We start from the raw sequence: 23,725 nt of genomic DNA on the forward strand, positions 1-23,725 counted from the left end.
TCGCCGCTTACTCAGGGATCAACTCACTGAGCCGATCAAGCGTATAGGCCTCCGACCCGTCCGGCAGCCCCTCGGGGGCCTCGATGCCGACGAAGGTGACCGGCTCCTCCGGCAGTTGGCCGTCCCACATCGTCACCTCCGCCCCAGCCCGCCAGCGGTCGACCAGGTACGACACCGTGAGGTATCGCCGCTCCAGCAGAGCTCGCACCCGGTCGGCGGTGGTGAACGTGTTCCCCTCCACCCGGTTGAACGAGGGCCGGCCGCGCAGGTACAGGTGCAGCCACACGGCCTGCCAGCCCTCCTCGCCCCTGACGAACACCATCGGCAGCGCGACCCGGCCCTGGCCCCGCAGGTGCGAACGCGCCCGCACGGTGCGCGCGTCGAACGGGGCGCCGAGCTGGTCGCGCGAACGGGTCTGGTACCCGAACATCGACTCGGCGACCTCGTCGAACGACTCGCCCGCGTAGATGTTGACCTGCGGCACCACGTAGCGCCCACCGACCGTCAGGGGCACGTCGATGAACTCGGTCGCACCGTTCCCCGCCTCGGTGATGTCGCCGGAGTGCACCACGCCGTCGTGGTGGTAGTTGGTCCACGACACCTGGCCCGCGCTGTGGAACCCGTCGTCGAGCAGCAGCACCGACAGGTCGTAGTCGGTGCGACGACTGCTCTGACGCCAGTACGTGAAGAAGCGGAGCAGCTCGCCGGAGACCGCCGCGCGCGAGCCCCTCGGCAGCACCGCGAAACCGCCTTCGGCGGCCTTGCCGGACAGCGGCAGTGCGACGTCGAGCACCTCCGGATCCACCACCAGCGGTCGTTCCAGCTCCGGCAGCCGGGCGCTGATCTCGGCGTCCAGCAACGACGACAGCTCGGCCACCAGCCCGGCCGGCAGCGGTGGCCGCTCGTCGGGCCCGACCCACGCGTTGCGCGAGCGGCTCGCGTACATCCGGGCGGACGCGGGCGTCAGCCGGTTGTCGACATGCTCGCGCAAGGAGAGGAGGACCCGGCCCGACGCCGAGGCGAGCGCACCGGTGACCGATTCGACCACAGCGGTTCGCTGCGCCGGCGGCGCCAGCCGCAGCAGCCGGTCGGCGGAGCGCAGGAGCAGGCCCGGCGCGGCCGACAGCACCGATGCGGCCCGACCGACGGCTCCGGCGCGGATCGCGGCCTCCGCGCGGCCGGCGATGGTGCGGACCGGCCGCTCGCCGCGCGCGACCGCGAACACCGCCTGCGCGTGCGGCCACTGGCCGTACTCGTGCGGGTGCAGCCGCTCCCCCAGCCGCTTCCACCGCTCCGCGTGGCGCACGACGTCGGCGAGCTTCGCCGGGCTCGCGCCGACGACCTCGTCCAGCGCGGCCAGCAGCATCCGCCGCTCCGGGCGCCGGAACGCACGGAAGCGCGTGGGTGCCACGAGCGAGGCGTCGCCGCCGGAGACCTGGCAGGCGAGGCGCAGCACGTCGGTCGTCGTGTCGACGCCGACCAGCGGCCGCCCGAGGACGAGCCGGATCCCGTTGAGCACGGCCCGGTTCTCGCGTACCGGGATCTCGGCCGGCTGCGTGCCGTCCACGCAGGCGACCGCCAGCTCGCTGAGGATCGCGAGGTCCGCTTCGCCGTGCGGCGTCGCGCTGCCGGCGAGGGCAAGATAGAGCCGCTCTGTCTCCACGTCGACGGCGTCGCCGAGACGCAGCACCGTCACCCGGTCACCGGCTGCGCTGATCAGATCGTCGTGTGCGGCAAGGAGCTCGGCCCAGGTGTGCTGGTAGGTCCCGTAGGCCGGCAGGTCGAGCAGGTTCACGCCGCCCGAGGCCACGGCGTCGCGCAGCTGGGCGTCGCTCGCCGTGCCTCCGCCGGTGAGTACGGCCGCCCGCAGGCGGTCCGTCCAGAACTCGATGGTGTCCGGCACGTCGTCGGGGAAGCCGATGAAATAGGCGTTGTGCTGGACGTGGTCGCCCACCAGCTCGCGCACCGCCCCGACGACCGTGGCGGCGAGGTCCATCGCCGGCGCGGGCGCCAGGGCGCCGATGTGCTCCAGCAGCGCCCTTGACGCCGAGAACCCGACGTCGAGCAGCGCCGCGTCCAGTTGCCGGGCCACCGGCCCGCCGTCGCCGGCCGCGCCGGTGCTGGCCGGTACCCGCAGTGTCTTCTGGATGATCAGCTTCTCGAGCACGTGGTCCCCCGTTCCGCTCGACTCCGGCGGTTGCCAACCCGCAGCCGCGGCACAGTGGGTCGCCGGGGACTCGAACCCCGAACCCTTCGATCCAACAAGGAGAAGGAAGCGCCTCCATGCCCGCACAGGCGGAGAGCGGACGCGCTACTCAGTCGAATGCTCTGCCAGTTGAGCTAGCGACCCAGGTGTCGATCATCGCACCCGCCGTTTCGGCATGGCCATCGCATTTGCCGGCGAATGCGCTGCGGTGGGGTCCGCATGGCACCCCCACCCACCGGCGACCTGCGCCGCTACCGCCGTGCGCCATCGCCGGATGGCGCGGGCGTGGCAGGCGTCGTCGGGTGAGGCCGGCGACAGCCGGCACACCCCCTTAAGCGTCCTAGGACATCGGCTTTCGTCGGGCCTCCGCGCTGCCACGGGAGATGCACGGCGCGGGCCGCCCACCGGCCTGTCCACCTCCTCCGCCGCCGCGCACCGACAGCGCGAACGCGGGAGGCCCGCATGGTGATCAGGACGCCATGGACGTCGCCCGGCTGCTTCAGGGTCCAGGAGGTCCTGATACACCTTGGCTGGGCGTCGTGGACGGCGGTGGGCGCGTGGACGCTCGCGGGAGCAGCAGGGAAGGGCGGTCCGCGCCCTTTCCGGCCGCTACGGCGAGGGGGTAGCCCGCCGACCGGCGCCGATGGGATCCTCCATTGATGGATGCCAATCGATTCATGACGCGACTCGCGACCCGTTCGGCGCTGGTCCTCGTGGCCGTCCTCGCCGCCAGCGGCGTCCCCGCCCTCCGCCCCGCGCCGGCCAGCGCCGCCGGGCCCGACCCGGTGCTGGACAAGCCGGTGTTCAGCCGGCCGCTCGGCTCGGTCGCCGAGCAGAACGCGATCTTCATGCAGTTGGCCGGGATCATCGACCGGGTTCCGGCGGGCGAGGAGATCCAGATGTCGTGGTTCCACTTCTCGTTCTCGGACGTGACGGACTCCGCCACCACGCCGGACATCCCCGGCCGCCTCGTCTCCGCGTACCAGCGGGGCGTCCGGGTGAAGATCATCGTGGACCAGTCCTCGGCGACCGGGCGCCCGTTCCAACGGCTGCAACCGGTCCTCGGCTCGACCGACACCGCCGGCTCGTACATCGTGCACTGCGCGGACCGCTTTCCGAGCCAGGACCGCGGCTGCATCGGCACCCGGGCGATCCAGTACACCGACTCGACGGTCACCGCGTACAACCACAACAAGTTCCTGACCGCCTCGCGGATCGTGCTCGGCACCGGGGCGAGCGTGTCCAACGTGGTCTTTCAGGGCTCGGCGAACCTGACGTGGTGGGACGCGAACGAGGCGTACAACAACGGGGTGACGTTCAGCGACGCCACCACCTACAACGCCTACCGGACGTACTTCGCGGACCTGCGCTCCCACCGGTACAGCTCGACCGGCGACAACGACTACTACTGGGTGACGCCGACCGGCAGCACCTACAAGGCGCACTTCTTCCCCCGCCGCGAACGCTCCGGTCAGCCGCTCTCCGACCCCGCCACCGACACCGTGGTCAGCATCCTGAACGCCGTGACCTCGTGCAGCTACGACGACGCGGGCACCCGCCGGCAGACCGACATCCGGGTCAACATGTACTCGTTCAACCGGCCCGAGGTGGCCAAGCGACTCACCGCCCTGCGCAACGCCGGCTGCTGGGTCGACGTCGTCTACACCGAGGCGAACACCGCCGTGCTCAACGCGCTCGGCGGCAACATCCAGCTCACCAGGTGCAACTTCAACGTCGGCCCGGGGCGCGACATCCGGACCCACAACAAGTACATGCTGATCGACGGCGCGTACGACGACGACATCGTGCCGCGGGTCTTCACCGGCAGCCACAACTACGCCGTCTCGGCCCTGCGACAGGCCGACGAGACCCTGCTGCGGATCATGGGGCGCGGCATGCACGACGAGTACCTGCGCGACTTCTGGCACGTGCGGGACACCTGCCGGGCCCGCGGCGGCGCCGTCCGCTGAGCACGACCTGGCCGGCTGCCCACCGGCGGCCGGATGCCCGACTCCGGCCGCCCCGCGCGTCACCGCAACCGTCGGCGCAGGGCCGAGACCGTGTCGCAGGCGCTCAGGCGTGCAGGTCGCGGCGGCGGTATCCGATCGCGCCCGCGACGAGCCCGGCCGCTGCCAGGCCGGCCATGACCAGGGCTGCGGCCCAGTCCGGTGTCGTGGCCGGCACGGCGGCCAGGTGCGCGAAGGGAGTCGACGCCGCGAGCCAGGCGGGTGCGCCGACGCTGTCCGCGACGACGTGCCACAGGAAACCACCGGCAGCCGGCAGGGCTCCGATCGCCGCGACGGCGCGGGGCATCCAGCCCAGCGCCAGGACCGCGGCGCCGAGGCAGAGCGCCACGACGGCCAGGACGTTCCAGGCACCGGCGAGGGCGTCGCCCACGCCCAGTCCCGCGTCGACCGTGGCCGTACCGACCCACATGGCGAGACCCGCCACCGTGACCAGGACAAACGCGCCGCCGATCGCGGCGGCCGTCTCGGCGGCCAGCAGCCGCAGCCGGGTCACCGGCGCGGCCAACACCAACGTGAGCCGCCGGGCACTCTCGTCCGCCGCGACGGCCGCGAGCCGGACCGCGACGAACACCCCGACGGGCACCGCGAGCAGGGCGTACATGGTCGCCGCGTAGCCCCGCACGGTGCCGAGTTCCCCGAAGCCGGCCGCGGCCGCCCTCGTCGCGAACTCCGGACTGGCCGTCAGGAAGTCGGTCATCGACCGGGCAATCACCCCGATGAGCAGGAAGTACGCGCCGATGCCGGCCGACCACCCGGCCAACGGCCGCAGGGTGCGCCGCACCGCGAAGGCCGGCACGGAACCGAGCAGCGCCCTGTGTGCCGACCGGCCGCCGGCCGGACCGACGATCGCCCCGCCGACGTCGCGGCGCGCCGCGAGCCGGACCGTGCCGGCCGTCAGCAGCACTGCGGCGAACCCCAGCACCAGCACCGGCAGCCCTCGGTCGGTGTCGAACGGGCGGGCCAGCGCCATGAGTCCGAACGGTGACAGCCACCGAAGCCAGGCCAGGGCGGCTACGCCATCGCCCACCATCCGCATCAGCAGCCCGACGACCAGAACGGCGGCCGCGGCGCCGTTGGCCGCCGACCGGCCGGCGAACAGCTGCGCGGCGAGTCCACCCACGACGACGAAGAAGAACCCGACGACGGCCAGGGCGGTGCCGTGCAGCACCGAACCGGTGACGCCCGCTCCTGCGGCGATCATCGCCGCCGCGGTCGCCCCGCCGGCCACAGCCGGTACGACCGCGAGGATGCCGAGGTGCCAGCGGACCGCTTCGGGAAGAGTGGTACGACCGGACAGCAGCAGACTCCACCGACCGGCATCCTCCTCGCCACGGGTGATCCGGGTGGCGGCCAGCATCGACCACACACCGAGCAGCACGGCCAGGACCGTTCCGGTCCGCCACACCGTGAACCCGCCCGCGTCGTCGAGCGCGACCGGCTCGCCGAACAGGGTCCGGATCGCCGGGTTGCGCGTCAGCGCCGCCAACGCGGCCGGATCCAGCGGCTGCGTACGGTAGGTGGCCACGATCAGCGCGGACATGCCGGCGCAGACCGCGACGACGACCGCGGCGCCGCGGCGCACCTGTCGCGCCGCGAGAGCGTTCAGCACCCGCCGGGGACGCACCGCTGCCAGCGTGGGGGCGCTCATCGGGCGTCCCGGCCGTAGTAGGCGAGGAAGATCTCCTCGAGGCTGGGTTCGCGCACCGCGATCGTCGCCACGCCGGCGTCCGCCAGGGCGCGCAGCGCCGCCGCGGGCGGGCCGTTCAGGGTGAACCGCAGGGCCGACACGCCGTCGGCGCGCAGGGCGTCGACGCCCGGGACGCCGGTGAGGTCCGGTGGCGTGCCGGTGAACGTGGCGGCCACCTCGGTGCGGTGCAGCCGGCGCAGCCCCGCGACGGATGCCACCTCGATCAGCTTGCCGGCGCGCAGGATGCCGACGCGATCGCAGACGGACTCGACCTCGACGAGCTGGTGGGAGCTGAGGAACACCGTCTGCCCGTTGTCGCGGGCGGTCCCGACGGCCCGCCGGAACTCGAGTTCCATCAGCGGGTCCAGGCCGCTCGTCGGCTCGTCGAGCACCAGCAGCGGCGCCCGGGTGGCGAACGCCGCGACCAGGGCCACCTTCTGCCGGTTACCCGTCGAGTAGGTGCCGGCCGGCTTGGACACGTCCAACGCGAACCGCTCGACGAGCTCGTCCCGGTAGGCGGTATCGACGCCGGGGCCGATGCGCCCGAGCAGGTCCAGGACCTCGGCGCCGGTCAGCCGCGGCCACAGCGCCACGTCCGCCGGCACGTAGGCGAGCCGGCGATGCGCGGCGGCGACGTCGGCAGCGTCCGTGTCGAAGATCCACGCCCGGCCCGAGGTCGGCCGGGCCAGGCCGAGCAGCAGCCGGATCGTGGTCGACTTTCCGGCGCCGTTCGGGCCGAGGAAGCCGAACACCTCTCCCGGCGCGACGTCGAGGGTGACGTCGTCGACCGCGAGCAGCCGGCCGTACCGCTTGGACAGGTTTTCGGTGTGCAGGGCGGCAATGCCCATCGGAGCCTCCATAGGCCAGCAGCAGGACTCGAACTGCCGACCAGACTTCCCGGCGCACCTGCCGTCACCGTACTCCCGGCCGTCATCGAGGGGAAGCCGCGGCTGCCGGGACAGGAGCGGCTCGCGCCGCGTTCAGAACTGCCGCACGGCCAGCAGGCTGACGGCCGCCATGAGCACGGCGCCCGCCGTGACGGTGATCGTCCGGATCCGTAGCCGCAGATCGGCGTCCCACCTGTCGCCCGTGCCGGCGGCGCGGCGGGCCAGCGGGGTCGACGCCCGTCCGACGCCGAACCCGATCCCGGCGAGCAACGCGACGTGCAGGCGCTGACCGCCGAGGAGCACAGCGACCGCCAGCACGTACGGGGCGCTCGCCGAGACGTACGTGCGGACCCCGGTGCCCATCTCGAAGCCGAACTGCAGGGCCCCGCGCCGCAGGCTGCGCTGGAGCACGTCCTGCGGCACCTGCCGGGCGTTCTGCGGCAGCCGGATCGGCACCAGGCCGACCTCGCGGAGCAGCCCCAGCACCGCCACCGCCACGATGCCCGCGTACCGCCACGGGACGGGCAGGGGCGCGGACAGGCCGGAGAGCAACCACAGCACCGATCCGCTGAGCAGGCCACCGGCGATCAACCCCACGACGAACAGGGTGAGCACGACGCCCTGCCGATCTCGATCCCGCCACCCGGGCGAGGCCAGCGCGTGCGCGCTGTTGTGCGTTCAAACGGAGCCGGAGAGCGTGTAACCCGCGAGCCCCCCGATCATCGCCCAGGTGAGGACGTGCCCGTACGCGGCGGCGGCGAGCGCGCCGACGGCGAGCAGCAGAAGGGGTACGAGGGGGTCGCCGCCCCGGCGCAGGACCGCCCGGGCACCTCCCGGCAGCGTCCGGGTCATACGGCGGCGCCGGTCAGCGTCCGCCAGGAGTTGCCCCCGATCACCCCGTCGATCGTCAGCCCGTTCTGCCGCTGGAAGTCCCGCGTCGCGCTGTCCGTCGCCGGCCCGAAGGAACCGTCGACCACCAGCGCGTAGCCGCGCCTGTTGAGCTGGCGCTGGGCGGCGCTGACGGCGTGGCCGTTGTTCCCGGAGCGGACCGTGGTCACGAGCTTCGGCCAGGTGGTCGCGTCGACGACACCGGTGGCTCCGAGGCCGGCCGCCGTCTGGAAGCTCTTCACCTTCGCCTCGGTGTCGCCACCGAAGATCCCGTCGATGTCGGTCGGGTGCCCGCGGACGGTCAGCAGGTGCTGCACGGTGTAGACGTTGACCCCCGTGTTGCTCCGCCGGGTGGTGGGCCAACTGGCCGCGCCCAGGCATCCGCACTTGGTGTTCCAGCGGCAGATCGACTTCACCCAGCCCGCGCTGGTCTTCTTGTATCCGTCGTGGCACCGGCGTTCCACCGAGCACGCGCAGGCGCCGCACGCCCCGTTGTAGGCCCACAGCCAGCCGTCGTAGGTGCCGCCGTAGCACTGGTTCGGCCGCAGGATCCAGGTGACGCCGTCGTTCTTGTGGAACCCCGTGTACGTGCCGCTGGTGTTGCAGGAATCGGCGAAGATCGTGCTCGGGCCGCACCCCGGGGAGCAGTTGTGGTCGCTGGCGTACGTCGGGCATCCGGCGTAGATCGTGTAGCCGTCGGCGTACGCGCGGCGGGCTGCCGGGAACACGCTGAGCGCGGCCATGCCCACCGCCGTGCCCGCCCGGAGCAGGGTGCGTCGCGACAGCTCCCACCCCCCGCGCCTGCGGCCGCCCCGCTCCAGCGGCACCCGCCGCACGGCGGGCCCGGTCCCCGGGTCGTCGCCGCGCAGCCAGGGGACGGTGTCGATACCGGTCATGCCCGGCCTCCCTGATTCGTGGCGCCCGCCGGTGCGGAGCCGCCGGGTGGGCTGTCGACCTCGTCGAGCAGGCGGTGCAGTGCCGCGCGGGAGCCGATCGGCTCGGCGCGGAGCACCCGGCCGGCCCGGTCGACGACGGTGGCGAACGGGGTGGCGATGGCGTCGTACCGCTCGAACAGTTCCGCCTGCCCGCCGAGCACGGTGATCGGCAGCTGTGCGGCCCGCGCCGGCGGGTCCTCCCGGTAGAGGACCCGGAACTCCAGGCCGGGGCGCTCGTGGTGGTCGGTCGCTTCGGCCAGCACCTCGGTGCAGGTCCCGCAGTCGGGCTCCAGGAAGAGCAGCACCAGCGGAACCGTCGGTGCCGCCGGCGCCAACCGGGCGATTCCGGGGGCCGGTGTGCCGGGACGCAGGCCGACCGACTCGGAACGACGCTGCACCGCCCCACTCGACAGCGCGTGCACCTGGCGTACCAGGCCCGAGACCGTGAACGCCAGCAGGAGTATCGCGATCCAGCTCAGGATCAGTGCGCTGGTCTGGAAGCTCATCCGGGCAGGCCTTTCTCCGTCGTGCCGATGGACCGGCCGGTCGCGGGGCGCCCGGCCGGCGTCGTCGCCGGGTCGTTCATCGCGGCGGGCAGGTGCCACAGCAGCGCGGTGAACGTGGCGGAGGCCAGCAGCACGACGGCGAGTGCGGCGTCGGCGCGGTGCGGCGCAACGATCGAGTCGGACAGCGACAGCGCGACCAGCGCGAGCCCGGCGAGCACCGCCGCTCGTGCCACCACCCAGCCGGTCATCGGCAGTTCCACCCGGGAGCATCCGCACGGCCCGGCGCGCCCCGTCGACCTCACGAGCAGGCCGTAGCCGGCGTACAGCGCGAGGAGCGCGGCGCTGCCGGCGAGGACCCCGACGAGCAGGCCCTCGCCGCCGGGACGGAGCAGCGCCACGATCCCGGCACCGGCGAGCACCGCCTCGCCGACGATGGCGACGGCGGCGAGCGCGGCCGGGGCGGGAAGGATCCGGTGCGCGGCCAGGGCCCCGGCGAGCGCCGCCGGCCGTGACAGGTGCTCGGCGGTGCTGACGAGCAGGGTGAACAGGACGGTGTACGCGGCCACGCCGGCCAGCAGTACGGACATCGCGGCCTACCCGGCCGTCCGGACGCGGAGCCGGTCGACCAGGGCGGGCACCTGCTCCACGTCCGTGTCGGCGAACGGCACCAGGCTGAGCCAGGCGTCGGCCGCAGCCAGTACGAAGTAGGGCTGCCCGTCGGGCAGGACGTCGCGGAAGAGCTCACCGGCCTGCGTCCGCAGGCCACGCCAGGAGGGCAGTTGCCCGACGCGCTGCTTGGTCAGCGGTGCGATCTCCAGCAGGCCGAGCCCGGGCACCTCCTTGAGCACGGTGGCGGGTTCGGCGAACCTGGCGCCGGTCTTCGAGGTCGGGCGCAGGGCCAGCCCGTCGTCGTGCTCCTCGACGCGCAGTGCCCGCAGCGCGCCGAGCAGGTCGGTGGTCGCCGCGCCGTACATCTCGGTGAAGAAGCAGTGTCGCCGCCCCCGCCAGACCGCCACGAGCCGCTCCTCGGCCAACTGGATCTGGGGGTCGTAGGACCGGACGCGCGCGGTCAGCAGCGTTCCGCCCTGGTAGGTGAGTTCCTCGTCGAACGTCTCGACGCCGAGGGTGCGGGCCACGTCGTCCGCGAGCCCGATCGCGCCGGCCGTGAACTCGTGCAGCCGGCCACCGATCGTCACGTCGGCCACGGAGGTGAACGGCGCGCTGAGGTCGAGTGAACCGTCCAGCGTGAACCGGTTCTGATCGATCGCACGATGCGTCACCGGCGCACCTCTGGCTGCCATGCGACCGCCCTTCGTCCGGGTCCGGAACTTAGCACCGGCACGATATACGGGTTGGTAAATATTTGACAAGATCGATCACGTGGTCGGACGGTGACAGCGCCGGCCCGACGCCGTGGCGCAGCGGGCACGCGGACGGCCGCTCCTGCCCGTCGGTCGGCACGGGCCCTGGAGCGCCGCGCCCGTGATCCGTACCATCGGTCCTCGACAGCGGCGCCCGGCACGGGTGTCGCGAGCGGAGCGGGACCACCGACCACCGGCATGCGGGCTCATGCCGGTCCACCGGCGTGCGACCGCATCCGCGAGAACCTCGCCCAGCGGTCCGCGCGCATCCACCCGCACCGGAAGGACACCCCCATGCGCGCTCCCTGGACGCGCCGTCGCCGCCTCCTGCCGGGGCTGCTGGCCCTGGCCTGCCTCGCCACCGTCGCCGTGGCCGCCGCCGTTCCGCTGACCACCCCGCCCGCCCGCGCCGCCGACCCCGTCCTGGTCCTCGACGCCACCTTCGAGGACGGCACCATTCAGGGCTTCCGGCCCCGGGCCGGTGAGACCGTCGCGGTCAGCACCGCCGTCGCCCACGGCGGCACCCGCAGCCTGCTCACCTCCGGCCGCACCGCGAGTTGGCAGGGCCCCGCCATCGACCTGCTCGACGAGATGGTCAAGGGGACCCGCTACACGCTGACGGTGTGGGTCCGGCTCGCCGCCGGCGAGTCGCCCGGCCAGGCGCGGCTCAGCGTGCAACGCGACTCCGGCGGAACCTCCGCCTACGACCAGGTGGTGGGTGACACCGCGGTCACCGCCGACGCCTGGGTCCGGCTCAGTGGCACGTACGTGCTCGCCCACGACGTGGACGGACTGTCGGCGTACGTGGAGACCGCCGACGGCACCGCCGACCTGCACGTCGACGACTTCGCCATGGCGTACCAGCCGACCAGGCCCGTGCAGACGGACATCCCGGCCCTGCGGGAGGTGCTCGCCGCCGACTTCCCGATCGGGGCGGCGATCGGCAACCGGCAGATCATCGGCGACCAGGCGGTCCTGCTGCGCCGGCACTTCGACACGGTGACGCCCGGCAACGCGCTCAAGTGGGACGCCACCCAGCCGACCGAGGGCGCCTTCCGGTGGGCCGACGCCGACACGCAGGTCGGTTTCGCCACCGACAACGACCTGGCGGTACGCGGACACACCCTCGTCTGGCACCAGCAGACCCCGGCCTGGGTCTTCACCGACACCGACGGCACCCCGCTGACCTCGGACCCGGCCGACAAGGCCCTGCTGCTGTCGCGGCTGGAGGCGCACGTCCGGGCGGTCGTCGGCCGCTACGGCGACGCCATCGGGGTCTGGGACGTCGCCAACGAGGTGATCGACGAGAACCAGTCCGACGGGCTGCGGCGCAGCCGCTGGTACGAGATCAGCGGGCTGGACTACCTGCGTACCGCGTTCCGGGTGGCCCGGGAGGTCGCGCCGACGGCCAAGCTCTACATCAACGACTACAACACCAACGTGCCGGCCAAGCGCGACAAGCTGCGCGACCTGGTGAGTCGACTGCGCGCCGAAGGGGTGCCGGTCGACGGCGTCGGGCACCAGATGCACGTCAACGTCCAGTGGCCGTCCATCGCCGAGACCGAGGCCATGCTCCAGGCGTTCATCCCGCTCGGCGTGGAGCAACAGGTCACCGAGATGGACGTCAGCATCTACGTCGCCGACAACGAGTCCTTCCCCACCCCGCCGGCCGACCGGCTGCTGACCCAGGCGTACCGGTACCGGGACCTGTTCGCCCTCTACCGCCGCTACGCCGACGAACTGACCTCGGTGACCCTCTGGGGGCTGGCGGACGACGACACCTGGCTGGACACCTTCCCGGTGGCCCGCAAGGACGCGCCGCTGCTGTTCGACACGGAACTCCAGGCGAAGTCGGCGTACTGGGGGATCGTCGACCCGACCCGGATCGACCCGACTCCGACGCCGACGGCCTCCCCCACGGTCAGCCCGACGGTCTCCCCCACGGCCTCCCCGACTGCCACGCCGACCACGGGGCTGGACACCTGCCGGGCGACGTACACCGTCACCAACCAGTGGCCGGGCGGCTTCCAGGCGAGCCTCAGGATCACCAACACCGGGGTGTCCGCGCACGACGGCTGGACCGTGCGCTGGCGGTTCCCGGACGGCCAGCTGATCAGCCAGCTCTGGAACGGCACGGTCCGGCAGGACGGCCCGGAGGTGACGGTCGCCCCCGCGTCCTGGAACTCCGCCCTGCCCGCCGGCGGGACGGTCGAGTTCGGCTTCCTCGCCGGCTGGAAGACGAGCAACAACCGCCCGGTCGGCTTCACCCTCGACGGGCTGACCTGCACGACGGGCTGACCGCCGGCCCGCGTACGCCACAGGCCGGTGACCAGCCGCGGCCCGAGCGCGACGCCCGATCGGTGCCGCCGGTCGGTGGAGGGCCCGGGGCACCCGAGGTGTGGGCCGGGCGGTGGCCGGGCCGGACAGGCCCGGCCACCGCCATGTCCGGGTCGGCCGCCCTACGGCGCTGACGGCAGGTCGGGCGCCACCGGAGCCGCACCAGGCAGCGTCGACGACCGGGTGGTCCTCGCCCGACCGGCCAGCAGGTGTCAGGTGTTGACCGGACGGCGGGCGACCAGGCGTACGTGGGTGACCGGCCAGTCCAGCGGCTCGCCCGCCGGGGTGCTGAGGGCGGCCACCGGGGCGAGACGGTTGGTGACGATCCAGTCGTTACGGGACGTCCCGCTCGCGCCGTCGATCTCGAAGCCGACGTCGGTGAGCAACGACTTCCAGTCGGCGTACTCCATGCCGCAGAACTGCTCCTGGGTCTCCGACAGCCAGTTGTCGGTGTAGTCCTTGCGGGTGAGGAAGTCCATCGCCGCGCCGAGGGTCAGCTCGACCGTGTCGTCCGCCCCGGCCACCGGCCGGTACGCGAACGGGAACCGGTAGTCGACGGCGAACTGGCCCAGCCGGGCCCGGGTCGACAGCCCGCCGACGTACGCCGCCACCTCGCCGGGCGGCAGGCCCGCCAGGTCGGTACGCGGCCGCGGCGGGTTGACGCCGTCCGTGACCGTCAGCCGCAGGCGCACCGTCCGGTCCCTGCCGTCCGGCCCGCACACGTCACTGTTGATCCACACCCCGCCGGGCACGGTGTGGTCGTAGAGGGCCTGCACGAACCGGCGCAGCGAGGCCATCCGCTCGCCGTACGACCAGATCTCGTGGGTCAGCGCGAAGGTCATGGTGGTGTCCACCGAGCGCGGCGCGAACACCGCCCCGCCGAGCACGTTGCGACGGTAGAAGAAGACGTTCGGGTTCGTGAACACGCCCTGCGCCTTCTTGTGCACGCACTCCTCGAACAGCTGCCGGGCCACCTCGACGCCGATCAGGTCGCTCTCACGCAGGGCCGGCTCCCGGTCGGCCAGCTCCAGGACGGCGCCCGCGCCGCAGCCGACGTCGACGATCCGCCCCGGCCGCACGTGCTCGCGTACCGCGTCCCACTTGCGCTGCGCGGCGTCGCTGAACGCCTCGGCGTACGTCCGGTAGTCGCGGGTTGCGGTCAGTCCGCCCTCGTCGCCGACCACCGGGTCGTTCACCACCGAGCGGACCAGGTCGTCGAGCCGGTAGCGGCGGTACACGTCGACGGTCGCCGGGTGGGTGAGCTCACGCCACGACGGGTCGTCGTCGGCCAGCCGTAGCAGGACGTCCCACGGCCGCACCGGGGCCGGCTCGACGTCGGCCTCCACGCCGGCGATGCGGAACCCGAGTCGTTCGTACATCGCGGCGACCTCCGGCGTGGAGCAGGCGACCACCGTGTCCGCCGGGGTCAGCTCCAGCCCGGTGGACGCCGCGACGGTCTTGAGGGTCACCTCGGCGAACCGGTCGGTCGGCGCGGTGTCGAAGATCGGCACCACCACCGACCGGAGCCCGGCGAGCACGCTGAACCGTTCGATCGCCGCCTCCCGCCGGTGGTACGGAACCGGGTTGCGCCGGGTGTTCTCGTGGTTGGCCGAGGTGACCGCCCACACCACGGTCGCCCCGCCGGCGTCCCCGCCCCCGGTCGCACCGTCACCGTCGGCGAGGGGGCCGTCGCCCTGCGCCGCGAGCTGGCGCAGGTACCCGGCCTGGAACCGGGTCAGCAGGTGGTGGCGGCCGGGAAAGAGCAGGTAGCGGGGCATGTCACGTTCCTAGCCGATGCCTGCTTGGCCGCGCGCGGCAGGGGTGCCGTCGCCGGTCGGGGCGAGGAGCACCCGGCGGACGGCGCGGACGCTCCCGGATGGCGCCGGGCGCTACATTGGAGGCATCAGCAGTCAACGGCCTGCTCGCAGCCCGTCCGGAGGCGGCTCCACGCCGCGCAAGCCGGACTGGGCCGCGGTGGGCGCGATCGCCGGTGTGGCGGCCACCCTTCTCACCCTGCTGACGTACGTGCTGCCACGGGAGCCGCCCGTGCCGCCGCCGGCCTCAGGAACCGGAGCGGGTCCAGTCACGGGGCCCGACCTGACAACGCCGGGCCGGGCCACGCCCGACCGGACGACGCCGGCCCCGACGACCGTGCCGGAGCCCGGCGTGACGACGCCCCGCCCCACCAGCGCGACGTCCCGGACGCCGGCCCTGGGTCGACTGCCGTCGGTGGCGCCGCTGCGACCCGCCGGCTGCGAGGAAGCGCTCGCGGTCGTCGACCGGTTCTACCGGACCTCGGGTTCGACCAGGCAGAGCCGGCAGGCCGCCGCCACGACGGCGTACCAGGGCATGATGGGCGCGAGCCTGAACGCCCAGGGCGGGGTCTACCAGGCCACGGTGACGCTGTCGCAGGACTTCTCGGAGCTGCGCTTCATCCTGTCGGGCATGGTCGCGGGCGACCCCGACGCGGTGCAGGCCAGAACGGACCGCGACGCCCAGACCCTCCGGGAGGCCTGTGCCGACGGCTGACCGCCGAGCCGGTCACCGTCCCCGGGGGTACGCGACGGCGGCTCCACGGTCGAGTCCTCCGGGACAGGCGCACTCGGCGAAGCTCCTGCGCGACCGGCGTCGAGCTTCGCCCCAGGTCCCGGCTACGGCCGGAAGTACTCCGACATCAGGCGGCTGATCCATTCCGGCTGCTTGACGTCCACCGGCAGGAACTCCGTCATCGTCGGCTTCAGGTCGATGACCGGGGTGCCCGACACCGCGTCGAGGCCCACCACCGTCAGTTCGCGGCCCTGGACGGACTCGATGGCGCAGCACGTCACCCCGATGCGGTTCGGTCTGCGGGGGCCGCGGCCGGCGAAGACGCCCACGGGCGGGAGGTCGGAACGGCCACGGTTGGGGCGGGGTTCGCGGTAGTCGTCGTGTTCCGGGAACTGGTCGAAGAGGAAGAGGACCTCCACGTGGGAGAAGCCCTCCAGGCCCTGGAGGCACGCCTCGCCGAAGCGCTCGTCGATGGTGACCGTGCTGCGGACGGCACCCCAGTTGTCGGTGTGCTGGACGTCCGTACGGTCGTTTCGGACCGTACCTATCGGAGTGATCTGGTAGCTGAGCATGGCTGGACACCTTTCCCCCGTCCGTCAGTGGCCGTCCTGGCCGCCCGGAGCGGCGCAACATCCGGTCAGGCGACGAGCAGGATCACGCCGATCGCCAGCATCACCACGGCGGTGGCCCCGTGGACGCCGTAGACGGCCGCCTTGGGCCCGTTGCTGCGCCACACGACCAGTGCGTCGCCGGCGGGTATGCCGGCGGCGGCCAGCATGAACCAGCCCAGCAGGTCGGGTGTCGCTCCCGCCAGCAGGATGAAGATGAAGAGCCCCGCGGCTATGTCGCGCACGGCCTTGACGGACAGCCATGCCTGGAAGGTGCGGTCCCCGGTCGGCGTGCCGGGGATGCCGAAGCCGGCTGCGGCCTGTGGCGCCCAGAAGGCGCGTACGCCGATGAAGCTGATGCTCACGCCGATCAGGCCGGCGAGCACGTTGGCGACGGTGATGAGCATGGGTGTCCCCCTCGACGAAGCAGCGAATCTAGCGGCGCTAGCGATGAGAGCGACGTTACTCTAACGTCGACAGTAGGTCTAGCGCCGCTAGGATGTCGTCATGTCCGCCATCAGCGAGCGCCGCGAACGTGAACGCGCCCACCGTCATCAGCTGATCATCACGGCCGCCCGCGAACTCGCGGAGACCGAAGGCTGGGAGGCGGTGACGACCCGACGGCTGGCGGAGCGCGTCGAGTACAGCCAGCCGGTGCTGTACAGCCACTTCACCGGCAAGGACGCCATCGTCAGCGCCGTCGCCCTGGACGGCTTCGGCGAACTCGCCGTCCACCTGCGCCGCGCGCGGCAGGCCGCCCCCGATCCCGGGCGGGCCCTGCGCGCCGTCTGCCGCGCCTACCTGGACTTCGCGACCGAACGACCCGCCCTGTACCAGGCCATGTTCATCCTGCCCACCGACCTGAAGTTCGCAAGCGTCGAGACACCGCCTCCGCTGCGGGCCGCCTTCGACGAGTTCGTCAGCTGCTTCCGCCCGGACAACAAGCGGCGGGAACTGTTCGCCGAGGTCGTCTGGAGCGCGTTGCACGGCATGGCCGTCCTGTCGGAAAGCGGCCGCATCCCCCCGGACGCGCAGGAGGAGCGCCTCGACTTCCTCGTCACCCAGCTCGCCGACACCCCGACGAACCCGACCACGCCGTGAAGGGCCCACGGCGGCACTCTGCTCGCCGGCCCACGGCCGGACCCAGCTCGCCGGCCCGATCGGACTCAGCTCACGAGCAGGCGCAGGCCGAGTTCTGCCGTGTCGAGATCGGCGAGGTCGCGGTTGCGTTCCGCCCACCGGCCTGAGGCGAGGTCGTCCCGGAGGCTGCGTACCGCCCTTCGCTCGGCGTCCGGCCCGACCTTGGTCCAGACCGACATGCCGCGGCGGACCCTCTCGTCCAGGTACGCCTCCGGCCGGCGCCAGTAGGCCTCGAAGAAGCCGTCAGCACAGTCCCACGGGATGAGTACCGGCTCCACCCGGGCCTCGATCGCGGCGGCCAGTTCGCTCAGCGACGGCCGGTCGACGAGGAGGCTCGCGACCTCGGGAAGGTAGTCGCGAGTGAGCCAGAATCGATCAAGCCACCCGGCGTCACTGGTGTCGTGCGTGAACACCACCACGCGGCGGCGGGCGACGCGCCGCATCTCACGCAGGCCCGCGATCGGGTCGCGCCAGTGGTGGAGGGTGGCGAAGGCCATCGCCGCGTCGAACGACTGGTCCTCGAACGGAAGGCTCTCCGCAGCGGCAGCCACACACGGGGCTGCGCCTGCGGGGCGCTGCGCGCGCATGAGCGCCGACGGCTCCACCGCGGTGACGTCACGGTCGACGGGCTCGTAGGAGCCGGTTCCGGCCCCGACGTTCACGACCGTCCGCGCGTCGCCGAGGGCGGCCCAGACCCGGGCGGCGATCCGCGGTTCGGTGCACCGTGTCGCGGTGTAGGTGGCGCCGATGGTGTCGTACAGCTGCGCGCTGGACATGTCGCTGCCTCCCTGACTGTCACCATCCCCCGCTGCGCGCGCGATGGCCTCGCCGCCTGGATCTCTGTCGGTATCGATCCGATATATCGGCCCGATACATCGGCAACTTACGTTCCGGGCAGGCCCCGGCGCAAGCTCCCGGCCGCCGTCCCGGTCAGTTCGTGCAGCACGTCGCGCCACGCCCCTGACGGGGCGCTGCGGGTGGGGAACCGCCTTGCGCCGGTGCCAAGTCGTGGGCCATAGTCGTTGCATGATCTCGTACCGGAAGGGCGGCGACGCCCTGGCGCTGTGAGCGCCCCCACGCGGCGCAACGACGCCGCGAAACCTCCACAGGCCGTTCGCAGCGGCAACCCGCACGACCTGTGGCAGCAGGCCATCCGGATCCGCCAGGAATGGCTCGATCACGCCCTGTCCACACAGCCGGCTGACAAGCCGACCGCCGAACGGTGCCTGACCGCGATCTACGCCAGGGCATCGCGGCCGCGACCTCGGTTCGAATGGGTCGACTCGCCAGACAAGGCGCGGCCCCTGACCACCGGCTGGCCCACCCTCGATCAACTCTACGAGCGCATCCGGGCCCCCCGGCCGCGCGGAACACCACCGCTGGCCAGCGACCTCGCCATGATCGCCTCCCAGTTGCGCGGTGCGCTGAGCGCGGGCGTCACTCACACCGATCCCGAGCTGTCACCCGTGCGCACGAGCAAGACCAAGGAACCATGGCCCGAACTGGCGCCGGCGCAGGCGCTCGACAGCGGCGTGCCGCTCGCTGTCGTGCTGCACCAGGGCGTACGCACGGCAATGCACCGGAGCCTCGCGCACGGGTACTACCTACCCGTGCGCGCGGCGCTCGCGGACGACGGCCCGGTGCCCGTGTGCTGGTACGGGCAGCAGGACGCCTCATGGATCGCCTACTACGACGTCCTGCATCGACTCGGCCTTGCCCGGTACGAGCCGGACCAGGCCGAGCACCTCGACGCCTGGGCCGGCCTGGCCCGCTCCTGCGGCTGGTGGTGGCCCGGCGAGGACGTCTGCGTCGTGGTGGAGCGGCCCCAGGCGGTACGAACCGAGCCGGTCTCCGGAGCAGTGCACGACCAGATCCGACTGCAACCTCGCGGCCTGCGCTACCGCGACGGCTGGCAACCACTCCTGAGCAGGTGACCTGAGTCGACAGCCGGCCGGGACGGGCACTCGCCAGTCCCGGCCGGTCCGCCCCACAGCCCGCAAACCTCGGCACGAACTCCAACAGGACAGTCGAACCCCGGCGGAGAGCCGATCGCGGCTCCTCGCACGTCGTCAGCGGGCCGGCCCGGGCTGCGTTCAGCCCGCGTCCAGAAGTCGCCGCTCGACCTCCGGGGACCACAGCGGATCGAGGTCCCGGCAGGCCGCGCGGCCTTCGGCGGTGCACATCCAGGCCCAGGTGTCGGTCACGGTGTCCCGCAACGGGCGCTGCACGAGCCCGTGCCGGGCCGCCTTGGCCGCCGCGCCGCGATGCACCGCGGCGTGCTCCGGGCCGGGCGGGAACCAACCGGGCAGGTCGGTCCACGGTTCGACACCGGCGGCGGCGAAGGCCGCCGGATCGCGCCAGTGCAGCGTGCTCCCGCCCCCGGTGATCCCCACGCCCAACTCGAGCAGCTCGGCCGTGGTCGTTCCGCCCGGTGGGCCGACGGCGTCGAACACCCCGCCGAGTCCGTCGGCCGCGGCCCGCAACGTCCACGCCGCGAGGTCGCGGGCGTCGACGTACTGCCAGTCCAGGTCCGCGGGCCCTGGCACCGGTACGGGACCGCCGGCGGCCAGCCGGGCCAGCCAGCGCGGTAGCCGACCCGTGTTCTCGCGCGGCCCGACCAGCAGGCCGGCGCGCAGGATCAGCGCCCGTGCGCCGAAGGCCTGCTCGACGGCGAGTTCCGCGGCCAGTTTGCTCTCGGCGTAGCCGAGCTCGTCCGGATCGTCGCCGGACGGCGGATCGACCACTGGCGCGTCCTCGTCGGCACCGTCCACGGCCGGCCAGGCGTAGACCGAACGGCTCGACACGTAGGTGTACCGGTCGGCCCTCTCGCGCAGCGCAGCGGTCGACCGGCGGACCGCGGCCGGGTCGCCGGACCAGGTGTCGACCACGAGGTCCCAGTGTTCACTGGCCAGCCGCTCCTCGACCTCGGCCCACGAGCCCGGATCCGTCCGGTCGCCGCGGACGGCGGTCACGCCGGGCGGCGGCTCATGCTCGCCACGGTGCGCGACCACCACCCGCGCTCCCCTGCGGACCCCCTCCTCCGCCACCGCCCGGCCGAGGAACTGGGTCCCGCCGAGCACCAGTAGCGTGCTCACACCGTCACGGCCGATCGCGCCCCGGCCTGGTAGGCCGGGTCGATCAGCACCCGCTCGCGGTAGGCCGCGAACCGCTCGGCGATCTCCCGGGCCCGATCCTCCGCCTCGTCGAGCTGCATCCGGGTGCAGTGGTAGCCGAGTTCCCGGGCGAGCACGTCGGCCGCCTCCGGTTCGAAGACGACCGTGCCGGCGCCGTCGATCTCGGTGATGCCGTCGCAGCGCTGCCCACTGAGGTTGACCGCGGCGGCCTCCGCCTGGCTGACACCGTCCGGCAGCACCACGTCGACGCCGGACGGCGACAACGCCACCGGATAGCCGCCGACCCGCCCCAGCGGTCCCGGCGCGTGCACGATCGCCTTCCGGCCGTCCAGCAGCGGCGCGAGCACGCTGAGCGCGGACGCCGCCGTCATCACCTGCCCGTCGCGGCCTCCGGTGCGCCGGTAACGCCCGGGCAGCGCGCGGAGCATCTCGCCCAGGTCCAACCGGCCGGTGACGTCCCTGCCGTCGAGGAGCACCCGCAGGATCATCTCGGCGGCGCCACTGTCGCCCGTGCGGGACAGCCGGTGCGAGACGTAGTGGTGGGCGATGAACCGGATCTCCACCCGGTGGACGTCCGCACCCAGCAGGTCGGCGGCGGCCCTCCGGATGCCCGGCACGTTGTTCGCGACATTGCCGATGCCGACGTGCGGCGACAGGCCGGCGCCGGCCAGCGCGGGGTGGACCGCGTCGGGGAACGCGGCGTTGACCACCACGGCGTCGCTGCCGGCGGCCCGGATCGCGCGCATCGCGTACAGCACCGGGACCAGGTGCATCGGCAGCCAGGGACCGAAGTTGGCCTGGTAGAGCCGCTGGAAGGCGGGCTGCGGCAGCGTCGAGATCACCCACCACGACTGGAGGCTGGCGGTCAGGAAGATGACGTCGGGCCGGAACGCGCTGATCGTCTCGGCGGTCCGGTCGACGTCGAACAGGTCACTCACCGCGTCGGACACCACGTTGCGGTGGCCCGTCTGCAGGGCGCTCAGGGCGGCCAGGTTCGCCGCGCGCAGCGTCGCCTCGCCGTCGCGCCCGACCAGCCGGAGTTCGCGTCCGGAACCGCCCGAGGCCAGGCCCTGCAGGACCCGGCTGCCGAGGTCCCCGGCGCCGATCACCATTGCCTTGCGGGTATCAACCATCGTGTGACTCTCCCAACGCGTTCATGCACGAGGACCGGAGAAATGCGAGATCAGCGCCGGCAGGTCGGCCATCTTCGCGAAGGAACTCAGGCCGGTGACAGCAGTGCCGGGCGGCAGGTGCGGACTGATCGCGGCGTGGTCGGCCGGGGTGCCGTCCGGGCCGTACCGCAGCACCGGCATGCCCGCCGCGATCGCGGCGGCCACCCCGACCGGGCTGTCCTCGATCACCACACACGAGGCTGGAGGCACGCCGCACTCCCGGGCCGCCCAGAGGAACAGGTCGGGGGCGGGTTTCCAACTGCCGATGTCGTACGCGGAGAAGAGCCGCTCACCGAACGCCGAGGCGATCCCGGCCGCCTCCACCCGCTTACGGATCAGCTCGCGAGGGCTGTTGGAAGCCACGCACATCAGTCGGTCCACGGCGTCGACCACATGTCGTACGCCGTCGATCGGTTCCAGGCGGTCGCCGATCAGCTCCTCGCAGCGTGCCCGGACCAGCTCCACCGCGCCCGGCGGCGGCTCCACCGCGGCCCGATCGGAGATCGCGTCGATGCAGTCGGCCATCCGCTTGCCGGCGAACAGCTCGGCGGCCTCGTCGGCGGACAGTCGCACGCCCATCAGCCCGGCCAGGTGGTTCAGCGCCCCGGTCTCGGCGGCCTGGGTGTCCACCAGCACGCCGTCCAGGTCGAAGATGACCAACTCCGGTGCCGTCACCGCCGTGCGCCGAGCGTCGCGGCGTCCCGCGTGGCGAACCGGTCGGTCAGCGCCCGCCGGTCGATCTTGCCGTTGTCGTTCAGCGGCATCGCGGGCAGGTGTTCCAGCCGGGTGGGCACCATGTGGATCGGCAGCTCGCGGCGCAGCCACCGGTCGAGTTCGGCGGCCGCCACCCCGGCGCCGGTGTGCACCCCGACCAGCTGGGTGTCGTCGTCGACGCGGATCGCGATCACCGCGGCGTCGGTGACGCCCGGATGGCGGTGGATCGCGGCCTCCACCTCGCCGATCTCGATCCGGTGTCCCATCACCTTGACCTGGTGGTCCAGGCGGCCCCGGTGGACCAGGTTCACGCCCTCGCGGCTGACCCGGTCGCCGGTGCGGTACCAGTCCTCGGGTGACGGCGCCTGGCCGGGCGGGCGCGGGGTGGCCGGGCCGGTGCCGTCGTACGCCACGAACCGGCCGTCGTTCTCCCGCGGGTCGAGATAACCGTCGAACCTCTGCCATCCCCGCAGACACAGTTCGCCGTCGTCGACCGGATTGCCGTCCGGGTCGATGACCAGGGACTCCATGCCCGGGTACATCACCCCGATCGGCAGCGTGTCGTTGCTGGCCGCCGTCCAGCCCGCCGGATCGCCGGTCAGCCGGAACTCGGTGCAGTTCACCACCGCCTCGGAGGGGCCGTACAGGTTGTAGATGTCGGTGTTCGGCGCGACCGAGCGCCACAGCCGGGCGTGCTTGAGCGTGACCGGCTCGGCGCCGAAGAGGCTGTGCCGCACGGACGTCGCGACGCCCAACGGCAGGTTGCCCAGGTGCTGCGCCACCCGGACCGCCGACGGTACGGAGAACCAGTGCGTCAGCTGGTTGCGCACGATGAAGTCGACCGGCTGGAACAGCTCCTCACGGCTCGGCACGACGAGGGTGGCGCCTCCTGCCCAGGTCATGAAGGTCGCGCCGACCGACGCGTCGAAGGTCAGCCCGAACGTCTGCGATACCCCGCAGCCAGGGCCGACCTCGAACCGGAACAGGTTGTGCGTGAGGTACGGCGAGATGTGCCGGTGTTTGTACGGCACCCCCTTCGGCATGCCGGAGGTGCCGGAGGTGAACAGCAGGTACGCCTCGGCGTCGGCGTCCTCGCCCACCGGCGGCAGTCCGGCCACGTCGGCGTGCCCGACCGGGTCGGTGTCGCCGACCACCAGGGTCGCCGGCCGGAACCGCCGCGGCAGGTCCTGGAACGGGTCACGGACCTCACGGTCCACCAGCGCCACCTCGACGTTCGCCCGCTGGGCGATGTCGATGTTGCGGTGACTCGGATGATCCGGATTCAGCGGCACCACCGTGGCACCGAGCCGTTGCACGGCCAGGATGCCCACGTACGCGGAGGGCGTGGTGCGCGGCGCGACCAGCGCGATCCGCGCGGGCGGGCGGTCGCGCCCGGCCATGATGTCGGCCGCGACGGCCAGCGCCCGCCGTTCCAGCTGGGCGTAGCTGAGCGCGGTTCCGCCCGCCTTCAGCGCCGTGGCCTCCGGGTGCCGGCGGGCCGATTCCTCGAACCATTGATACAGCGTCCGTTTCAGCATGACGTCTCCCAGATCGGAATCGGTGCGGCGGTCTGTCC

Annotated in this window: 21 protein-coding genes, 1 tRNA gene and 1 pseudogene; 5 read left to right on the forward strand and 18 right to left on the reverse strand. The window is 72.8% G+C overall.

Annotated features, from left to right (window positions below):
• Positions 1 to 7: 7 nt before the first annotated feature.
• On the reverse strand, positions 8 to 2,167 hold the full coding sequence (locus ACTMS2_RS14775; RefSeq protein WP_441175858.1) for a hypothetical protein: 2,160 nt from the start codon (positions 2,165 to 2,167) through the stop codon (positions 8 to 10).
• Positions 2,168 to 2,222: 55 nt separating this feature from the next.
• Positions 2,223 to 2,350 (reverse strand) — tRNA-OTHER (locus ACTMS2_RS14780).
• A gap of 533 nt (positions 2,351 to 2,883) precedes the next feature.
• Between ACTMS2_RS14780 and ACTMS2_RS14785 the strand changes: the two genes are divergently transcribed.
• Positions 2,884 to 4,176: a phospholipase D-like domain-containing protein gene (locus ACTMS2_RS14785; RefSeq protein ID WP_441175859.1), complete on the forward strand. Its 1,293-nt coding sequence runs from the start codon at positions 2,884 to 2,886 to the stop codon at positions 4,174 to 4,176.
• A 103-nt stretch (positions 4,177 to 4,279) separates the two neighbouring features.
• Here the strand turns inward: ACTMS2_RS14785 and ACTMS2_RS14790 are convergent, their stop codons facing one another.
• From ACTMS2_RS14790 to ACTMS2_RS14825, 8 genes are all read right to left on the reverse strand, one after another.
• Positions 4,280 to 5,881, reverse strand: coding sequence for a hypothetical protein (locus ACTMS2_RS14790; protein WP_441175860.1), 1,602 nt, complete (start codon positions 5,879 to 5,881; stop codon positions 4,280 to 4,282).
• Positions 5,878 to 6,768, reverse strand: a complete 891-nt coding sequence (locus ACTMS2_RS14795) for an ABC transporter ATP-binding protein (protein WP_441175861.1) — start codon at positions 6,766 to 6,768, stop codon at positions 5,878 to 5,880. The genes ACTMS2_RS14790 and ACTMS2_RS14795 overlap by 4 nt, the downstream gene beginning before the upstream one ends.
• Positions 6,769 to 6,900: 132 nt before the next feature.
• Entirely contained in the window at positions 6,901 to 7,422 is a 522-nt protein-coding gene (locus ACTMS2_RS14800) for a hypothetical protein (protein ID WP_441175862.1), read from the reverse strand.
• A gap of 63 nt (positions 7,423 to 7,485) precedes the next feature.
• Complete coding sequence (locus tag ACTMS2_RS14805) at positions 7,486 to 7,659, reverse strand: hypothetical protein (RefSeq protein ID WP_441175863.1); 174 nt, start codon at positions 7,657 to 7,659, stop codon at positions 7,486 to 7,488.
• Positions 7,656 to 8,591, reverse strand: coding sequence for a peptidoglycan-binding domain-containing protein (locus ACTMS2_RS14810; RefSeq protein WP_441175864.1), 936 nt, complete (start codon positions 8,589 to 8,591; stop codon positions 7,656 to 7,658). Before ACTMS2_RS14810 ends, ACTMS2_RS14805 begins: the two co-directional genes overlap by 4 nt.
• Positions 8,588 to 9,136 carry a hypothetical protein gene (locus tag ACTMS2_RS14815; protein WP_441175865.1) on the reverse strand — a complete coding sequence of 183 codons (549 nt, stop codon included), beginning with the start codon at positions 9,134 to 9,136 and terminating at the stop codon, positions 8,588 to 8,590. Before ACTMS2_RS14815 ends, ACTMS2_RS14810 begins: the two co-directional genes overlap by 4 nt.
• Positions 9,133 to 9,723, reverse strand: coding sequence for a MauE/DoxX family redox-associated membrane protein (locus ACTMS2_RS14820; RefSeq protein WP_441175866.1), 591 nt, complete (start codon positions 9,721 to 9,723; stop codon positions 9,133 to 9,135). The genes ACTMS2_RS14815 and ACTMS2_RS14820 overlap by 4 nt, the downstream gene beginning before the upstream one ends.
• Positions 9,724 to 9,729: 6 nt before the next feature.
• Positions 9,730 to 10,416: a hypothetical protein gene (locus tag ACTMS2_RS14825; RefSeq protein ID WP_441175867.1), complete on the reverse strand. Its 687-nt coding sequence runs from the start codon at positions 10,414 to 10,416 to the stop codon at positions 9,730 to 9,732.
• Between the two features lie 375 nt (positions 10,417 to 10,791).
• Here ACTMS2_RS14825 and ACTMS2_RS14830 point away from each other — a divergent pair, with 375 nt between their 5' ends.
• Positions 10,792 to 12,795 (forward strand): endo-1,4-beta-xylanase, encoded by a 2,004-nt coding sequence (locus ACTMS2_RS14830; protein WP_441175868.1) that lies wholly within the window; start codon positions 10,792 to 10,794, stop codon positions 12,793 to 12,795.
• Between the two features lie 251 nt (positions 12,796 to 13,046).
• On the opposite strand, the gene ACTMS2_RS14835 is transcribed toward ACTMS2_RS14830, so the two are convergent.
• Positions 13,047 to 14,612 carry a class I SAM-dependent methyltransferase gene (locus ACTMS2_RS14835; protein ID WP_441175869.1) on the reverse strand — a complete coding sequence of 522 codons (1,566 nt, stop codon included), beginning with the start codon at positions 14,610 to 14,612 and terminating at the stop codon, positions 13,047 to 13,049.
• A gap of 388 nt (positions 14,613 to 15,000) precedes the next feature.
• Between ACTMS2_RS14835 and ACTMS2_RS14840 the strand changes: the two genes are divergently transcribed.
• Complete coding sequence (locus tag ACTMS2_RS14840) at positions 15,001 to 15,363, forward strand: hypothetical protein (RefSeq protein ID WP_441175870.1); 363 nt, start codon at positions 15,001 to 15,003, stop codon at positions 15,361 to 15,363.
• A gap of 122 nt (positions 15,364 to 15,485) precedes the next feature.
• Here the strand turns inward: ACTMS2_RS14840 and ACTMS2_RS14845 are convergent, their stop codons facing one another.
• Together ACTMS2_RS14845 and ACTMS2_RS14850 are read right to left on the reverse strand one after the other, a co-directional pair.
• Complete coding sequence (locus ACTMS2_RS14845; RefSeq protein ID WP_441175871.1) at positions 15,486 to 15,953, reverse strand: SAM-dependent methyltransferase; 468 nt, start codon at positions 15,951 to 15,953, stop codon at positions 15,486 to 15,488.
• Between the two features lie 65 nt (positions 15,954 to 16,018).
• Entirely contained in the window at positions 16,019 to 16,396 is a 378-nt protein-coding gene (locus tag ACTMS2_RS14850) for a DUF4267 domain-containing protein (RefSeq protein WP_441175872.1), read from the reverse strand.
• A gap of 100 nt (positions 16,397 to 16,496) precedes the next feature.
• Here ACTMS2_RS14850 and ACTMS2_RS14855 point away from each other — a divergent pair, with 100 nt between their 5' ends.
• Positions 16,497 to 17,090 carry a TetR/AcrR family transcriptional regulator gene (locus tag ACTMS2_RS14855; RefSeq protein ID WP_441175873.1) on the forward strand — a complete coding sequence of 198 codons (594 nt, stop codon included), beginning with the start codon at positions 16,497 to 16,499 and terminating at the stop codon, positions 17,088 to 17,090.
• A 65-nt stretch (positions 17,091 to 17,155) separates the two neighbouring features.
• Here ACTMS2_RS14855 and ACTMS2_RS14860 read toward each other — a convergent pair.
• Positions 17,156 to 17,896: pseudogene (locus tag ACTMS2_RS14860) on the reverse strand (class I SAM-dependent methyltransferase); the annotation flags it as partial.
• 297 nt (positions 17,897 to 18,193) lie between these two features.
• Between ACTMS2_RS14860 and ACTMS2_RS14865 the strand changes: the two are divergent.
• Positions 18,194 to 19,063, forward strand: a complete 870-nt coding sequence (locus ACTMS2_RS14865) for a DUF6745 domain-containing protein (protein ID WP_441175874.1) — start codon at positions 18,194 to 18,196, stop codon at positions 19,061 to 19,063.
• Positions 19,064 to 19,222: 159 nt separating this feature from the next.
• On the opposite strand, the gene ACTMS2_RS14870 is transcribed toward ACTMS2_RS14865, so the two are convergent.
• Genes ACTMS2_RS14870 through ACTMS2_RS14885 form a run of 4 tightly spaced genes read right to left on the reverse strand, consistent with a single transcriptional unit; the run spans position 19,223 to position 23,687 of the window.
• Positions 19,223 to 20,224 carry an NAD-dependent epimerase/dehydratase family protein gene (locus tag ACTMS2_RS14870; protein ID WP_441175876.1) on the reverse strand — a complete coding sequence of 334 codons (1,002 nt, stop codon included), beginning with the start codon at positions 20,222 to 20,224 and terminating at the stop codon, positions 19,223 to 19,225.
• On the reverse strand, positions 20,221 to 21,396 hold the full coding sequence (locus tag ACTMS2_RS14875; protein ID WP_441175877.1) for a hypothetical protein: 1,176 nt from the start codon (positions 21,394 to 21,396) through the stop codon (positions 20,221 to 20,223). Before ACTMS2_RS14875 ends, ACTMS2_RS14870 begins: the two co-directional genes overlap by 4 nt.
• Positions 21,397 to 21,417: 21 nt before the next feature.
• Positions 21,418 to 22,110, reverse strand: a complete 693-nt coding sequence (locus ACTMS2_RS14880) for an HAD family hydrolase (protein ID WP_441175878.1) — start codon at positions 22,108 to 22,110, stop codon at positions 21,418 to 21,420.
• Entirely contained in the window at positions 22,107 to 23,687 is a 1,581-nt protein-coding gene (locus ACTMS2_RS14885) for an AMP-binding protein (protein ID WP_441175879.1), read from the reverse strand. Before ACTMS2_RS14885 ends, ACTMS2_RS14880 begins: the two co-directional genes overlap by 4 nt.
• Positions 23,688 to 23,725: the final 38 nt, after the last annotated feature.

The sequence above is a fragment of the Micromonospora sp. SD12 genome (assembly GCF_052068495.1).
In the GTDB taxonomy this organism is placed as follows: Bacteria; Actinomycetota; Actinomycetes; order Mycobacteriales; family Micromonosporaceae; genus Micromonospora; species Micromonospora echinofusca.

What these genes read in the sequence shown, in the direction of transcription:
- ACTMS2_RS14830 (WP_441175868.1), top strand. Translation starts at nt 10,792, where the DNA reads ATGCGCGCTCCCTGGACGCGCCGTCGCCGCCTCCTGCCGGGGCTGCTG.
- ACTMS2_RS14835 (WP_441175869.1), bottom strand. Translation starts at nt 14,612, where the DNA reads ATGCCCCGCTACCTGCTCTTTCCCGGCCGCCACCACCTGCTGACCCGG.
- ACTMS2_RS14815 (WP_441175865.1), bottom strand. Translation starts at nt 9,136, where the DNA reads ATGAGCTTCCAGACCAGCGCACTGATCCTGAGCTGGATCGCGATACTC.
- ACTMS2_RS14845 (WP_441175871.1), bottom strand. Translation starts at nt 15,953, where the DNA reads ATGCTCAGCTACCAGATCACTCCGATAGGTACGGTCCGAAACGACCGT.
- ACTMS2_RS14875 (WP_441175877.1), bottom strand. Translation starts at nt 21,396, where the DNA reads ATGGTTGATACCCGCAAGGCAATGGTGATCGGCGCCGGGGACCTCGGC.
- ACTMS2_RS14795 (WP_441175861.1), bottom strand. Translation starts at nt 6,768, where the DNA reads ATGGGCATTGCCGCCCTGCACACCGAAAACCTGTCCAAGCGGTACGGC.
- ACTMS2_RS14810 (WP_441175864.1), bottom strand. Translation starts at nt 8,591, where the DNA reads ATGACCGGTATCGACACCGTCCCCTGGCTGCGCGGCGACGACCCGGGG.
- ACTMS2_RS14785 (WP_441175859.1), top strand. Translation starts at nt 2,884, where the DNA reads ATGACGCGACTCGCGACCCGTTCGGCGCTGGTCCTCGTGGCCGTCCTC.
- ACTMS2_RS14850 (WP_441175872.1), bottom strand. Translation starts at nt 16,396, where the DNA reads ATGCTCATCACCGTCGCCAACGTGCTCGCCGGCCTGATCGGCGTGAGC.
- ACTMS2_RS14820 (WP_441175866.1), bottom strand. Translation starts at nt 9,723, where the DNA reads ATGTCCGTACTGCTGGCCGGCGTGGCCGCGTACACCGTCCTGTTCACC.
- ACTMS2_RS14885 (WP_441175879.1), bottom strand. Translation starts at nt 23,687, where the DNA reads ATGCTGAAACGGACGCTGTATCAATGGTTCGAGGAATCGGCCCGCCGG.
- ACTMS2_RS14805 (WP_441175863.1), bottom strand. Translation starts at nt 7,659, where the DNA reads ATGACCCGGACGCTGCCGGGAGGTGCCCGGGCGGTCCTGCGCCGGGGC.
- ACTMS2_RS14855 (WP_441175873.1), top strand. Translation starts at nt 16,497, where the DNA reads ATGTCCGCCATCAGCGAGCGCCGCGAACGTGAACGCGCCCACCGTCAT.
- ACTMS2_RS14790 (WP_441175860.1), bottom strand. Translation starts at nt 5,881, where the DNA reads ATGAGCGCCCCCACGCTGGCAGCGGTGCGTCCCCGGCGGGTGCTGAAC.